Consider the following 13,705-nt stretch of genomic DNA (forward strand, 5'->3'; position numbering starts at 1 on the left):
GAGCTACCGGGTCGTGTCCGAACCCCTCTCTATAAATTATATGTCGCGATATAAAATCGAAGGTGCGACGGCTACCCTGGAGACGGTGCAACCGACGAAAACCGGCTACAGCGCGTCCAGAAACGCGTCGAAGGCGCCGCTCTCGGGGTGGCAGTGGCAGTAGGTGCCGAGCGTCCGATACTCGATGAGGCCGTCCCGGCCGTCGGCGATGCCGTCGCCGCGTTCCACGTCGAAGGCGAAACGGGCATCGGTCCCGGGGTCGGCCGTCGAGTAGTGGAACTCGTGGCCGCGGCGGGCGCCACCCGCGGAGGCGGTGAGTGTGTCCTCGCGCGCCACGAGTTCGACGTGGTCGAGCGCCTGGTAGCGGTCGTGCATCTGTACGTCCGCCGGGAGCACGCCGGCCATCTCGTATGTTTCGCCGTCAGTCGTGGTGAGCGACTCAGCCAGTGCCATCAGCCCGCCGCACTCGCCGAGAACAGGTAGCCCGTCGGCGGCGCGGTCGGCCAGCGAGGAGAGCGCCGGGCTGTCGGCGAGGGCGTCGGCGTACCGTTCGGGGTAGCCTCCCGGGAGGTAGACGCCGTCGCAGTCGGGCAGGTCGTCGCCGTTCGCGGGTTCGAACGTGACGAGTTCACCCCGTTCGCCGAACCGTTCGAGCGTGGCCGGATAGACGAAACAGAACGCCTCGTCGCGCGCGACGGCGATCCGGGGACGGTCGGACTGGGACTGGGACTGGGACCCCGGCCGGCGACCCGTCTCGACGGAGTCGGGTTCCGGGGGCGTCGCGGCCGCCTCGCGCAGGCGATCGGTCCGGAGGTGTTCGGCGGCCGCGTCGAGCGCGTCGGGGTCGAGCGGTGCCTCCCCGCCCATGTGGAGTCCGAGATGTCGGTCGGGGATTTCGAGGTCGTCGCGGGGAGGAATCCGACCGAAGTAGGTCAGATCGTCGGGGAGCGCACCGCGGATTCCCTCGGCGTGGCGGCCGCCGTGGGCGCGCTGAGCGACGACGCCCGCCACCTCGATATCGCGGCCCGCGGTGTCGGCGTACTCGCGGAAGCCCAGGGCCGTTGCGGCGACGCTCTCCATCCCGGCGCTGGCGTCGACGACGAGGACGACCGGGAGGTCGAGCGCCTCGGCGACCATCGCCGTGCTCGACCCGTCGCCGTCGTACAGTCCCATGACGCCCTCGACGACGCAGACGTCCCCCTCGCCGCGGTGGTAGTTGCGACGGAGACCCGCCTCGCCCTGGAGCCAGCGGTCGAGCGTCCGCGACGGCCGGCCCGCTATCTGCTCGTGGTGGCTCGGGTCGATGAAGTCAGGGCCGGCCTTCGCCGGCTGGACGGCCAGCCCCTCGCGCTCCAGCGCCCGGACGACTGCGAGCGTCGCCACCGTCTTGCCGACCCCGGAACTCGTGCCGCCGAGGACGAACCCCTTCACGGCGTCGCCCCCGGAGCGTCGGCGTCCGCCCGCACGACCAGCACCGAGAGGTCCGAGAACGGCGTGTCGTCGGGGCCGGTGCCGCCGGCGTGCGTCGACAGCGCTTCCAGTGTGGTCTCGGTGACGGTCTCGTCGTCGTGCGTCAACCGCTCGTAGACCAGCGCGGACAGCGATCCGGGGGCGCCGGCTTCCAGTAGATCGGCGGCGACGTCGCCGGGCATCACGTCGTACGGGCGCGGCAGGACGAGCAGGTGGCGGTCGCCGGCGTCGGCGCGGAGGCGCTCGCGGTCGGCGGCGAGATCGCCACGCTTGTGGAGGGTGACGAACGTCGAGTCCTCCATGGGCGTGCGGGCGCGACTCGCGGCGATCTGGAGCGAGGAGATACCGGGGACGACGCGGACGGGTCGGTCGACCGCGGCCTGGACGCGCCCGAGGAACTGGTAGCCCGAGAAGTTCGGGTCGCCCATCAGGACCGCCGTGCCCGCTGCGCCGTCGGCGATCCGCTCGGCGAAGGCGGACAGGGTCTCGTCCTCGTCGTCGTACCCGCAGGCGAAGGGGTCCCCGTCGATTCGGTCGCTGACGAAGTCGACGACGGTCTCGAAGCCGACGACCGCGTCGGCTTCACGGATCGCCCGCTCGCCGCGCGGGGTGAGGTAGTCGAGGTTCCCGGGGCCGATGCCGACGGCGCGAACGGGGTCGTCGGCGTCCGGACTCTCGGGCGCCGCGACCGCGACGGCCTCGGGCGGCAGTTCGTCGAGGTCGATGTCGGATGTGTCAGTCACGCGTTGTCACCGTCCACGACCAGCGGCGGGTTGACTGTTCCGGACCGTCCGAGGGGAACTGTTTTGGCGATGCCCGTCGACCCCGCACGGCATGAACATCGGCGTCTGTTACTTCCCGGAGCACTGGCCCCGGGAGCAGTGGGAGGACCAGGTCGCACAGATGGCGGAGGCGGGCATCGAGTACGTCCGTATGGGCGAGTTCGCGTGGTCGCGCTACGAGCCCGAACCGGGCGAGTACGACCTGGAGTGGCTCGCCGACGCGGTCGACCTGATCGGCGAGCACGGCATGGAGGCGGTCCTCTGTACGCCCACTGCCACCCCGCCGAAGTGGCTCAGCGACGAACACCCGAGCATTCTGCGCGAGACTGCCGACGGGACGACGGAAGGGTTCGGCAGTCGCCGCCAGTACTGCTTCAACTCGCCGGTGTACCGCCGGGAGAGCGCCCGCATCGTCGAGCGGATGGCCGAGCGCTTCGCCGGCCACGACGCCGTCGCCGGCTGGCAGACCGACAACGAGTACGGCTGTCACGGCACGACGCGCTGTTACTGCGACGACTGCGCCACCGCGTTCCGCGAGTGGCTCCGCGAGCGTTACGACGACGTCGACGACCTCAACGAGTCGTGGGGCAACGCCTTCTGGAGCCAGGAGTACACGGGGTTTCACGAGGTCGACCCGCCCCGGTCGACGCCGGCCGGTCACCACCCCGCGCGCCTGCTCGACTACTACCGGTTCTGCAGCGACAGCGTGGTCGAGTTCAACCGCGAGCAGGTCGATATCCTCCGCGCGGTGGACGACGACTGGTTCGTCACCCACAACGAGATGAACCTGTTCGGCGCCATCGACGCCTACGATCTCGGCGACGATCTCGATTTCATGTCGTGGGACTCGTACCCGACCGGCCACGTCCAGCACGCGCCGGGCGAAGCGACGCCGGACGAACTGCGCGCTGGCGACCCGGACCTGGTCGGATTCAACCACTCGGTCTTCCAGGGGAGCGCCGACGGGGATTTCTGGGTGATGGAGCAACAGCCCGGCGGCGTCAACTGGCCGCCCCAGCCCACCCAACCGGGCGAGGGCGCGATGGCCCTCTGGGCGCACCACGCCGCCGCCAACGGCGCCGAGACGGTGAGCTACTTCCGGTGGCAGCGCTGCGATATGGGTCAGGAGCAGTACCACGCCGGCCTCCGCCAGCAAGACGGCTCGCCCGACCGTGGGTACACCGACGCGGCCCGCGCCGCCGAGGAACTATCGGGACTCGCGGCCGAACTGGACCCCGAGCGCGGCAACGACGCCCGCGTCGCGCTGCTCCACGACTACGAGAACCTCTGGGGGCTGGACATCGAGCCAGCGTCGGTCGACTTCGACTACTGGGACCACCTGCTGACCTACTACGCGGCGCTGCGCCGCCACGGCGTCGAGGTCGACGTGCTCCCGACCGACGCCGACCTCCGCAGCTACGACGCCGTCGTCGGTCCGACGCTCTACCTCGCCGACGAGGATCTGGCGGACCGACTCGACGCGTTCGCTCGCGACGGCGGCGAAGTACTGGTAACAGTCCGATCGGGCGTGAAGAACGAGCACAACCGACTCCGCCCGACGCTCCCTGGACCGCTCGGCGACGTGGTTGGCGCGAGCGTCGAGCAGTACGAGGGATACCGCGGCGACGCCGACCCCGAGATCGAGTACCGCGGCGAGACCTACGCGTTCCGGACCTGGGGCGAGTGGCTCGACGCCGACGACGCGGAGACCGTGGCCACTCACGAGACCGGCCCCGCGGCGGGAACCGCGGCCATCACGCGCAACGAGCGGGGCGAGGGCGGGGTCACCTACCTCGGCGTCTGGCCCGCGGAACCGCTCGCGAACGCCGTCGTCGGCGACTTCCTCGACGATGCGGGCGTCCCCACAACCGAACCGCTCCCCGACGGCGTCCGCCTGGCACGCCGGGGCGGACTGACCTGGGTGGCGAACTTCACCAGCGACGTCGTGCGCGTGGATACGCCGAGAGACGCGACGTGGCACCTCGGCGACGGTGACATCGAGAAGTTCGACGTCGCCGTGACCGACGCCCCGCTCGCCGACGTGAGCGTCGACGTGGAGTAAACCAGGGTTCGACGGAGAACACGAGATTTGTGGCGCGCGCTGTCGCGCGTCTCGTCGCGCGACAGTAGTCGTGCGAGGGACGAGCATCGCAGCGAACGCAGTGAGCGAGAAGCGCAGTCGGTTGGGGAGGCGTGAGGCGCGGTGCTGTGCGGTAGCTGTCCTGGCGTCCTGGCGAGCGAAGCGAGCCAGGGCTCAGGGACGATCAAAGCGAGTCTCCTGGCGGACTGAAAGAGCGAGGCGCGCGTGGCGGCGATAGCGAGGGAGCGAAGCTCCCCCGGACCGTTGGCGCGGCGAGGCCGCGCCAAGAAGCCGCCACGTTTTGCGGAGGTCGGCTCCGCCGACCTCCCTGTCGCGGGGTCTGCGCGGGCCCTATCCGAGGGAGCGCCAGCGATCGAGGATATCACGCACAGACCCCGCGAGCGGGTCGAGGGCTTTCATTGCTCGTCGTCAGTAGCGGTCCAGGCGACTAGCTCGTCTACGGAAAGAGCACTATCTACAGCCGCTCTTCGAGCGTCTGGGCGGTCTTCGAGCCGATGCCGTCGACGCGCTGGAGTTCCGTCTGCGACGCCGATCGAACGTTCTCGACGCTGCCGAAGCGCCGGAGGAGCCGCTTGCGGGTCTCCGGGCCGATCCCGTCGAGGTCGTCCAGCACCGTCGACACCTCGTCGCGCAGGGTCTGGTGGTACTGGACGGCGAAGCGGTGGGCCTCGTCGCGGACGCGCTGGAGGAGGTGCAGGTGCGAGGCGTCGTCGGGCCAGTCGTACACCCCTGAGGGCGTCACCACGAGTTCCTCGTCCTTCGCGAGGGCGATGGCGGGCACGTCCCATCCCGCCGCCGCGAGCGCGTCCCTGGCCGCACCCAACTGGCCCTCACCGCCGTCGATGAGGAGCAGGTCGGGGTCGGGGCGATCGTCGCGGCCCTCGACGGCCCGGTCAGCGCGCCAGCGGACCAGCGAGCGCATGTTCGCGTAGTCATCGTTCTCGTCGTCGAGTTTCTTCCGGCGGTAGTCGGACTTCTCGGGGCTGCCGTCGACGAACGTCACGTCGCTGCCGACGGCAGCTTTCCCCTGGGCGTGGCTCACGTCGAAGCCCTCGATGCGATTCACGCGGGCGTCGAGGCCGAGCGCGTCGGCCAGCGCCCGGCCCTCGTCGTCGCGACGGTCGCGACTGCGGGCGTTCTTCAGCGCGAGGTCGACGAGCGTCGACTCGCGGCCGGTGCCGGGCACCCGCAGCGCGACGCCCTCCCGGTCCAGCCAGGCTTCGAGGTCGGCGTCGTCGGGGTGATCGGAGCAGAGGATCGCGTCGGGCAACTCGCGTTCGGCGTAGTACTGGGCGATAAAGGCCGCGAGGACGGCCCCGGAGCGCTCGCCCTCGGGCGCGTCGAGGCGGTGGCGGTCGCGGTCGACGAGTTTGCCGTCCTCGCTGTGGAGGCGGGCGACGGTGCCGGTCTCGCCCTCGACGGCGACGCCGAGCACGTCGACCACGCGCTCGCGGTCGGCGTCCCCGTCCTCGTGGCGGCCTTCGCTGGCCACCGCGTCGCCCGATTCGCCGTGGATCGCCTCGACGGCGTCGAGGCGATCCCTGAGATTCGCCGCGCGCTCGAACTGCTGGTCGCCCGCGGCCGCCTCCATCTCCCGGCGGATCGGGTCGGCGAGGGCGCCGGTCTCGCCCTCGAAGAAGCGCTCGACTGCCTCGACGTCGCCCAGATACCCCTCACCATCGATCTCGGTCTCGGCGACGCAGGGGCCGGAGCAGAGGCCGATGTCGTGGTCGAGGCAGGGGCGGTCCCGGTTGGCGAACTTGTGGTCGGAACAGCCCCGGATGCCGTAGGTCTCGCGGACGGCCTTGACGACCGTCTCCAGGCGGCTCTTGTCGGTGAACGGGCCGAAGACGACGGCGACGGGTTCGGGGTCGCGCGTGATCTCGATCCGGGGGAACTCGTGGTCGGTCAGCTGGACGAGCGGGTAGGACTTGTCGTCTTTCAGCCGGACGTTGTAGCGCGGCCGGTGGCGCTTGATGAGGTTGGCCTCCAGGAGGAGCGCCTGGGTCTCCGTGTCGGTGACGGCCACGTCGACGGAGTCGGCCTCGGCGACCATCCGACGGATGCGCTGGCTTCGCGGGTCGGCGTACGAGCGGACTCGACTCCGCAGGTCGACCGCCTTCCCGACGTAGAGGACCCGCTCGTAGGAGTCATCCCCCGCCTTCGCAACCCCGTCGGTGAGGGGCGCGCCGGCCGCGCCGTAAACGGCAGTTCCCTCGGTTTCCTCGTCGCCGCCGGTCCCGATTGCGCCGCCGTCCTCCTCGGTTTCGTCGGTCCCGGCCCCGCTCCGTCCGCGAGACTCGCGGGCCAGGAACTGATAGACGCCGGGCTCTGCGGGGAGGTCGGCGGCTCGGTCCCGGACGGCGTCGGGATCCATCGCTCTCCCGTAGCGACTCGGAGAATTTGAACCCTGCGTCCGCCGATTCGCGAGGTCCGGCGAACCGGGGATCAGCCGTCGAACTCGAACGCCGATCCGTCCGCGGATCCGTCGTCACCGTCGGCATCCGCATCGACGTCTTCGTCCCATGCATCGGCATCGTCGTCCCACGCATCGGCATCGTCGTCCCACGCATCGGTATCGTCGTCCCGCGTCTCGGCGTCCTCGCTCTCCGCATCTGCATCGTCGCGCTCTCCCCCGACTACGTCGTCGATCGTCTCGGAGAAGTCCGTCCCGCTGGTCTCGCGGACGGCCCGTTCGACCTCTTCAGACACCGACTCGCCGGACTCGCTCGACGTCGACTCCGCCCCGCCGGTGATCCCGTCGCTCCTGACCGCGCCCGAGTCGGGGGCCAGCGGGTCCGAGTCCGCGCCTGTCGTGGCGCTCACACCCGCGCCGGTCTCGGCTGCCTCGACGCCCTCCGTCTCGACCCCACTGGCGTCGACGGTGGCACCGCCGTCGAACAGTGCGACTTCCAGATCCGCGACGGCGGCGTCGAGGGCGCCGTCCTCGGCGGAGACGCGGACGTCCCCCTCGTCGCCGGCGACGTCGACGACGAGGACGCGGTCGCGAGTCACCAGGTAGACGCCGAAGACGAAGACGGCGAACAGCACGAGGACCGCCCCGATCAGCCGGGCGAACTCGTCGATGCGCGCGATCACCCCGAGGAACTGCTGGAGCATGGCGAGCAGGCCGCCCATCCCGAGTTGCCCAGTCGCTCCCGTCTGCTGGAAGGCGTCGGTCGGGACGAACGCGCCGAAGTCGACGAAGACGCCGACGGCGAGCAGGACGACGCCGTAGACGATCGTCCGCCCGCCGATCCCGAGCAGGTTGCGCTCGCCCTCGTGGCCCGCTCGGACGCCTTCGACGTTCGGCAGGTCGACGCCGCGGTAGTTCTCCCCGTCGCTCCCGGGCGTGAACGCGAGCAAGCGATGGCTCGTCACGACGACGCGGTCGTCGCCGCCCAGTTCGACGCGCCGCTCGACGGTCTCCCCGTCGTAGAGGAGGTCCTCGACCGACCCCGCCCACGCCCTCCCGCCCCGCCCGCTGACGCGGTCGAAGAGCCGACCGAACAGAGACATGCCCTATGGAGGCGGACACACCGACTTAAACTGTGCGCCGCTGTCGCCGGCCCGGTCGCCCTCCGATGGCCGTTTGCCCGCCGCTGGGTGGTCGGCCGTGATCGGGGCGGTAAGCGGCGTATAACCAAGGTATCGACCCGGTGAACGCGAGACGTGCCTGACTGGGATCGGTTCCGGACGGAGCGGTTCGTGGCCGCCTGCCGCTGGGCGCTCGTGCTCGCGCTCACCGGTCTCGAAGTGGCGACCCTGAGCGTCTGGCTGGCGCTGGTCGACGGCGCGGCGCCGCTCTCACGGATGGCCGCCGTGGGCGTCGTCGTCCTCGTCGTCGGCCTGCAGGTGGAACACTTCCTCACTGACCTGGCCGCCAACGGACCCGCGGTCGGGTTCCCGCTCGGCCGGACGCTCGCGGTCAGCGTCACGGAAGCGCTGCTGTGGATCGGCTGGTTCGCCGCCGCGAAGGCGCTGGGCGAACTCCGGGGCGTCTTCGTCGCCGGCGTCGCCTTCGCCGTCGCGCTCGCCGTCCAGCACACCGTCGAGGCCAACGCCCTGCGCGGTCGACCGCTCGCCCACCGGCTGCTGGACTCGGCGACAGTCGGCTTCAGCCTCGTAACCGCCGCCGGCGCCTCCGTCTGGCTGGCGCTGTCGACGCCGGTCGCCGGCACCGAGCCGCTCGTCTCGTTCGTCGCGAGCGGGCTCGATCCGACGACAGCGGGCGTCGTCGTCCTCGCGGCCGCGCTGCTCATCGAACGGCTGCTGGTCGTCCGGTTCGCTCGCCGCGAGCGCAGCGAACGCACTGCCCCGGCGCGGCGCGCTCGCGGCTCGTGGTCCCGCGCCCGGTGAGCGATCCGGACCGCCGGCTACAAGCCTGCCCGGCGCCCACGGACGCGTATGAGCGACGACAGCGTCAGGTGCTGGCTGGTGGACCGACAGTCGCGCGACGAGAACCTCGTCACCCTGGTGTACGCGACGCCCGACGGCGAGCGCCACGTCACCAAACAGCTCTCGTTCCAGTTGCTCACGCGCAAGCCGACCACCGCAGCCATCGACGTCGACACGGACCGCCTCGAACCGACGCCCGACGACGAGCGCGACCGGTACGCCACCCAGGCCCAGTCGATGGCCGAACAGCACGACCCCGACGACGAGGTGTGACGCGCCGGGCGCCGGCCCGAGACTTATGAAAACCTATAAATGAGGGCGCGAAAGCCCCGGCCATGCCAGCCATCGAACTCGACGGACTGACCAAACGGTTCGGCGACGTCGCCGCGCTTCGGGGGGTCGACATGACCGTCGAGGACGGGGACGTCTTCGGGTTTCTCGGGCCGAACGGCGCCGGCAAGACGACGACGATCGACATCCTCCTCGACTTCGTCCGGCCCACCGCCGGGTCGGCCGAGGTCCTCGGGATGGACGCCCGCGAGGAATCGGAGGCCATCCGGGAGCGACTGGGCGTCCTCCCCGACGGGTACGACCTGTACGACCGCTTGACGGGACGCCAGCACCTCGAATTCGTCGCCGAGGCCAAGCGGGCCGACCCCGACGTGGAGGCGCTGCTCGACCGCGTCGGCCTCGATCCGGACGAGGCCGACCGCAAGGCCGGCGGCTACTCCCGCGGGATGCAACAGCGCCTCGCGCTCGCGATGGCGCTCGTCGGCGAACCCGATCTGCTGATCCTCGACGAACCCTCGTCGGGCCTGGACCCCAACGGCGCCCGCCTGATGCGGCGGATCGTCCGCGAGGAGAACGAGCGCGGCGCGACCGTCTTCTTCTCCTCGCACATCCTCGGGCAGGTCGAGGCGGTCTGCGATCGGGTCGCCATCCTCCAGGACGGCCAGATCGTCGCCGAGGACAGCGTCGAGGGACTGCGCGCGGCCACCGACACCGGCACGAAACTGGTCGTGAGCGTCGCCCCCGGCGACGCCGAACGGGCCGCCGACGCCGCCAGAGAACTCGCCGTCGTCGACGGCGCGACCGTCGAGGGCGACGACCTGGTGGTCAGCTGCGACGGTGACGCGAAGATGGACGTGCTGACGGCCATCGAAGACGCCGGCGTCGAGGTCGAGGACTTCGAGACGCGCGAGGCGTCGCTGGAAGACCTCTTCGCCGCCTACACCGAGGACCGCGATGGACCGGCCGCGGACGCCGAACCAGCGGGGGCCGACGCCGAGACGGCCGACGGCGAGACGGGAGACACCGACGCCGCGGCCGAGGAGCGTGGTGCCCGATGAGCACCGAGAGCCAGGGGCTCGACGGGGCGCTGCGCGACACCTTCGACTGGTACCCGGTCGCCAAGAAGGAGTTCCGCGACGCGATCCGCTCGAAGGGGCTGTGGATCCTGTCGTTCGTCTTCACGGCCCTGTTCCTGATCCCGGCCGGACAGGCGCTGTTTTTCGGCGGGAACATCCGCCAGGACGTGGCGCAGGTCGGGATGCAGCTGTTCATCTCGCGCTTTTACCTGAACATCGTGACGCTGCTCGTCCCGATCGTCGTCATCTTCGCCGGCTACGCGGCGGTTTCCGACGAGCGGACCAGCGGGTCGCTGAAGGTGCTCCTCTCGCTCCCGTTCTCCCGTCGGGACGTGATCGTCGGGAAAGTGGTCGGGCGGAGCGCCGTCGTCGGCGTCCCGCTGCTCGTCGCCATCGGGCTCACGGGGCTGTTTTTCGCCCTCTCGGACTTCCAGTTCAAGCTCGACGTGTTCGCGTGGTTCACGCTGTTCACGTTCGCGTTCACGCTCGTGATGACCGCCATCGTCGTCAGCATCTCCGGCGCGATGTCGACGAACCTCCGGTCGCTCGCCGGCGCCGGTCTCGTCTACTTCTACCTCTCGTTTGGCTGGAACTCGCTCGCGAACTCGATCGGCGACCTGCTGGCCGACTACGCGGGGATCGCCGGCGCGATCCGCTGGCAGATCGTCCTGGTCGTCAAGCTACTCAGCCCGACGCAGGCGTACAAGACGCTCACGAACTCGATGCTCGGCGAGGGGTCGGGCGCCGCGCTGACCGCCCGCTACAGCATGTTCCAGAAGGGTCCGGAGACGATGCAGACCATCTGTGCGGACGTGCTGGCCGGCAACCCCGAGACCGTCCAGAGCATGTTCGGCAACCGGACCGTCTGCGAGAGCGGCGGCTCGTCGATCCCGTTCTACCTCTCGGACCCCGCGGTCTTCCTGAGCTTCTTCCTCTGGATCGGCCTCGCCGCCGCGCTCAGCTACTACACGTTCGATCGCGTCGACCTGTAACTGTCGTTCGCTCCCGGTCGAATTCGGTTCGTGCGGACCTGTCGGCGACACTTCTCTCGGGAATCGACGAAACCGGGAATGCCGCGCCGTGCGGGTCGATATCCGTCCCACGAGCGCCCTACAGCGCCGCACCGACTATCCAGAGGATCATCTCGAGGAGAAAGTACGCGGCGGTGAGCGCGAAGAACCCGGCCACTGCGACGATGGCGACCGTCTGCAGGATCGAATCCCCTGACCCCGTCGCGTCTCCGTCGTCCCTGCCCACTTCGGCCTCGCTATCGACGTATCCCATCGACTGGAGGGTCCCCGACGCGGAGTCGTCCTCTGAATCCCCCTCCGTTTGGACCACGTCCCTCGTTCCAGCGGGGCTCAGTCCCCCTATCTCGCCGTCCACTCCGCTGGCGCCGTCTCCGTCCATGTCTGTTCATGTCAATGGAAGGCTATAATCCTTCTCCGGCGGTCGTCCGCGACTCCGCTCACGACGCCGGCGTCACGGCTGGACCTCGACGCCCTCCTCGCGCAGTTTCTCCTCGAACCCATCGACGCCGTCGAGCGTCGGGACGTCGTGTTCGGCGGCGTCGTCCCGCTTGGACTGGCCGGGGTTCTCGCCGAGGACTAGATAGTCCGTGTTGCTCGACACGCTGCTGGTCGCCGATCCGCCGGCGTGCTCGACCAGATCCTGCGCTTCGCTGCGGGTGTAGCCGTCGAGCGAGCCGGTGAAGACGAAGGTCAGTCCCTCCAGGGCGTCGCCGGTTGTCGTCTCGGCCTCCTGGGGGTCGACGTGGTCGAGCAGGCGGTCGAGCACGTCCGCGTTGGCCTCGCTATCGAAGAACTCCCGGATCTCGCGGGCGACGGTCGGTCCCACATCTTCCACTGCCTGCAACTCGTCTTCCCCGGCCGCGCGCACGGCATCGAAGGCTCCGAAGTGGCGCGCCAGCGAGGCGGCGACCGTCTCGCCGACCTCGGGGATGCCGATGGCGGTGAGGAAGTCCGCGAGCGGCGGCTCGCGGGCGCCGTCGAGTTCGGCGACGAGGTTTTCGGCGCTGGTCTCGCCCCACCCCTCCAGGTCGGTGAGGTCGTCGACGGTGAGTTCGTACAGATCCGCCACGTCGGAGACGAGATCGGCGTCGAGCAGTTGCTGGACGCGCTCCTCGCCGACGCCCTCGATGTCCAGTCCTTTTCGGGAGGCGTAGTGCTGGACCGACCGCTCGCGCTGGGCGCGACAGCCGAGGCCGCCCGTGCAGAAGGCCATCGGGCCGTCGCGCTCGACGGGACTCCCGCAGACCGGGCACTCCGCGGGGAACTCGAAGTGGTCCTCGCTGGCCGCGTCGGTGACTTCCGCCACCTCGGGGATCACGTCGCCGGCGCGGCGGACGCGCACCCCGTCGCCGATTCCGACGCCGAGGCGCTCGATCTCGGCGGGGTTGTGCAGAGAAGCGCGCGAGACAGTGACCCCGCCCACCTGCACGGGGTCCATGAGCGCGACGGGCGTGAGTCGCCCCGTCCGACCGACCTGGACGACTACGTCTCGAACGGTGGTGTGCTCGCTGCGGGCGGGGAACTTGTAGGCGAAGGCCCAGCGCGGCGCTCGCGAGGTGGTCCCCAGTTCGTCGCAGGCGTCGGTGTCGTCGACGGAGATGACGACGCCGTCGATCTCGTAGTCCAGGTCGTCCCGTTCCTCCAGGCGGGCGTCGCGATAGTCGATGGCCGCCTCGACGTCGTCGACGAGTTCGGTCCGCTCGCAGACCCGCAGTCCCCACTCGGGGAAGGTCTCGTGCATCTCCCAGCGGGTGTCGAACTCGGTCCCGGCGAGCACGTCGAAGAAGAACATCGAGAGCGGGCGTTCCGCGGTGACCGAGGGGTCAAGCTGGCGCAGGGTGCCGGCGGCGGCGTTGCGCGGGTTGGCGAAGGGGTCGTCGCCGCGCTCGACGAGGTCGCGGTTGTACGCCTGGAACGCCTCCTTGGGCATGTACACCTCGCCGCGGACCGCGAGGAAGTCAGGGTGGTCGCCGCGCAGGCGCTGCGGGACGCTCGGGATGGTCCGGACGTTCGCCGTCACGTCGTCGCCGACGTCGCCGTCGCCGCGGGTCGCCGCGCGCTGGAAGACGCCGTCCTCGTAGACGACCTCGACGGAGAGCCCGTCGAACTTCGGCTCGCAGTAATAGGCGATTTCCCCGTCGTAGCCGGTGGCTTCCAGCCCCTCGCGGACGCGGCGGTCGAACTCGCGGACCGCTTCGGCCTCGCCGCCCTGGTCGATCGAACGCATCGGCGCGACGTGTTCCACGTCGGGGAGTTCGTCGCGGGGCGCGCCGCCGACCCGCTGGGTCGGGCTGTCTTCGGTCTGGATGTCGAACTTCTCTTCGAGGTCGCGCAAGCGAGAGAACAGGGCGTCGTACACTCGGTCGTCGATGGCCGGGTCGTTCTCGACGTAGTAGCGGTGGTCGTGATAGCGGATCGCCTCACGGAGGCGCTCGGCCTGTTCGCGGGCCGCTCGCTCCGAGAGGTCCTCGACCGGGTCGAACTCCGTCGGCGGGTCGTCGACGTAGGGATTGTCCGCAGCAGTCTGGGCCGCCTCGTCCGTCATTACCCCTCTCT

General features: G+C 70.1%; 11 protein-coding genes. 5 read left to right on the forward strand and 6 right to left on the reverse strand.

Features of this window, described 5'->3' with window-relative positions; all coding sequences use genetic code 11:
• Positions 1 to 105 precede the first annotated feature (105 nt).
• Both ACMGFH_RS11510 and ACMGFH_RS11515 read right to left on the reverse strand, forming a co-directional pair.
• Entirely contained in the window at positions 106 to 1,431 is a 1,326-nt protein-coding gene (locus tag ACMGFH_RS11510) for a cobyrinic acid a,c-diamide synthase (protein WP_415378588.1), read from the reverse strand.
• A complete protein-coding gene (locus ACMGFH_RS11515) occupies positions 1,428 to 2,213 on the reverse strand; it encodes a cobalt-precorrin-7 (C(5))-methyltransferase (RefSeq protein WP_415378589.1) in 786 nt (261 codons plus the stop codon). Before ACMGFH_RS11515 ends, ACMGFH_RS11510 begins: the two co-directional genes overlap by 4 nt.
• Positions 2,214 to 2,304: 91 nt before the next feature.
• Between ACMGFH_RS11515 and ACMGFH_RS11520 the strand changes: the two genes are divergently transcribed.
• Positions 2,305 to 4,314 (forward strand): beta-galactosidase, encoded by a 2,010-nt coding sequence (locus tag ACMGFH_RS11520; protein WP_415378590.1) that lies wholly within the window; start codon positions 2,305 to 2,307, stop codon positions 4,312 to 4,314.
• A gap of 493 nt (positions 4,315 to 4,807) precedes the next feature.
• Here ACMGFH_RS11520 and ACMGFH_RS11525 read toward each other — a convergent pair whose 3' ends face one another.
• Entirely contained in the window at positions 4,808 to 6,730 is a 1,923-nt protein-coding gene (locus tag ACMGFH_RS11525) for an excinuclease ABC subunit C (RefSeq protein ID WP_415378591.1), read from the reverse strand.
• 71 nt (positions 6,731 to 6,801) lie between these two features.
• Entirely contained in the window at positions 6,802 to 7,872 is a 1,071-nt protein-coding gene (locus ACMGFH_RS11530) for a hypothetical protein (protein ID WP_415378592.1), read from the reverse strand.
• Positions 7,873 to 8,025: 153 nt separating this feature from the next.
• Between ACMGFH_RS11530 and ACMGFH_RS11535 the strand changes: the two genes are divergently transcribed.
• The 4 genes from ACMGFH_RS11535 (at position 8,026) to ACMGFH_RS11550 (ending at position 11,110) form a co-directional block, all read left to right on the forward strand.
• On the forward strand, positions 8,026 to 8,712 hold the full coding sequence (locus tag ACMGFH_RS11535; protein ID WP_415378593.1) for a hypothetical protein: 687 nt from the start codon (positions 8,026 to 8,028) through the stop codon (positions 8,710 to 8,712).
• Positions 8,713 to 8,760: 48 nt separating this feature from the next.
• A complete protein-coding gene (locus tag ACMGFH_RS11540; protein ID WP_415378594.1) occupies positions 8,761 to 9,024 on the forward strand; it encodes a hypothetical protein in 264 nt (87 codons plus the stop codon).
• Between the two features lie 62 nt (positions 9,025 to 9,086).
• Positions 9,087 to 10,100: an ABC transporter ATP-binding protein gene (locus tag ACMGFH_RS11545; RefSeq protein WP_415378595.1), complete on the forward strand. Its 1,014-nt coding sequence runs from the start codon at positions 9,087 to 9,089 to the stop codon at positions 10,098 to 10,100.
• Positions 10,097 to 11,110, forward strand: coding sequence for an ABC transporter permease subunit (locus ACMGFH_RS11550; RefSeq protein ID WP_415378596.1), 1,014 nt, complete (start codon positions 10,097 to 10,099; stop codon positions 11,108 to 11,110). Before ACMGFH_RS11545 ends, ACMGFH_RS11550 begins: the two co-directional genes overlap by 4 nt.
• Before the next feature lie 118 nt (positions 11,111 to 11,228).
• Here the strand turns inward: ACMGFH_RS11550 and ACMGFH_RS11555 are convergent, their stop codons facing one another.
• Together ACMGFH_RS11555 and ligA are read right to left on the reverse strand one after the other, a co-directional pair.
• Positions 11,229 to 11,528 carry a hypothetical protein gene (locus ACMGFH_RS11555; RefSeq protein WP_415378597.1) on the reverse strand — a complete coding sequence of 100 codons (300 nt, stop codon included), beginning with the start codon at positions 11,526 to 11,528 and terminating at the stop codon, positions 11,229 to 11,231.
• A gap of 72 nt (positions 11,529 to 11,600) precedes the next feature.
• Positions 11,601 to 13,694: an NAD-dependent DNA ligase LigA gene (ligA, locus tag ACMGFH_RS11560; RefSeq protein ID WP_415378598.1), complete on the reverse strand. Its 2,094-nt coding sequence runs from the start codon at positions 13,692 to 13,694 to the stop codon at positions 11,601 to 11,603.
• Between the last annotated feature and the right edge of the window lie 11 nt (positions 13,695 to 13,705).

This window comes from Halosimplex rarum, assembly GCF_047715405.1.
In the GTDB taxonomy this organism is placed as follows: domain Archaea; phylum Halobacteriota; class Halobacteria; order Halobacteriales; family Haloarculaceae; genus Halosimplex; species Halosimplex rarum.

Excerpts from the sequence above, each read along its gene's own strand:
- ACMGFH_RS11550 (WP_415378596.1), top strand. The coding sequence starts at position 10,097 with ATGAGCACCGAGAGCCAGGGGCTCGACGGGGCGCTGCGCGACACCTTC.
- ACMGFH_RS11555 (WP_415378597.1), bottom strand. The coding sequence starts at position 11,528 with ATGGACGGAGACGGCGCCAGCGGAGTGGACGGCGAGATAGGGGGACTG.
- ACMGFH_RS11525 (WP_415378591.1), bottom strand. The coding sequence starts at position 6,730 with ATGGATCCCGACGCCGTCCGGGACCGAGCCGCCGACCTCCCCGCAGAG.
- ACMGFH_RS11545 (WP_415378595.1), top strand. The coding sequence starts at position 9,087 with ATGCCAGCCATCGAACTCGACGGACTGACCAAACGGTTCGGCGACGTC.
- ACMGFH_RS11520 (WP_415378590.1), top strand. The coding sequence starts at position 2,305 with ATGAACATCGGCGTCTGTTACTTCCCGGAGCACTGGCCCCGGGAGCAG.
- ACMGFH_RS11540 (WP_415378594.1), top strand. The coding sequence starts at position 8,761 with ATGAGCGACGACAGCGTCAGGTGCTGGCTGGTGGACCGACAGTCGCGC.
- ACMGFH_RS11530 (WP_415378592.1), bottom strand. The coding sequence starts at position 7,872 with ATGTCTCTGTTCGGTCGGCTCTTCGACCGCGTCAGCGGGCGGGGCGGG.
- ligA (WP_415378598.1), bottom strand. The coding sequence starts at position 13,694 with ATGACGGACGAGGCGGCCCAGACTGCTGCGGACAATCCCTACGTCGAC.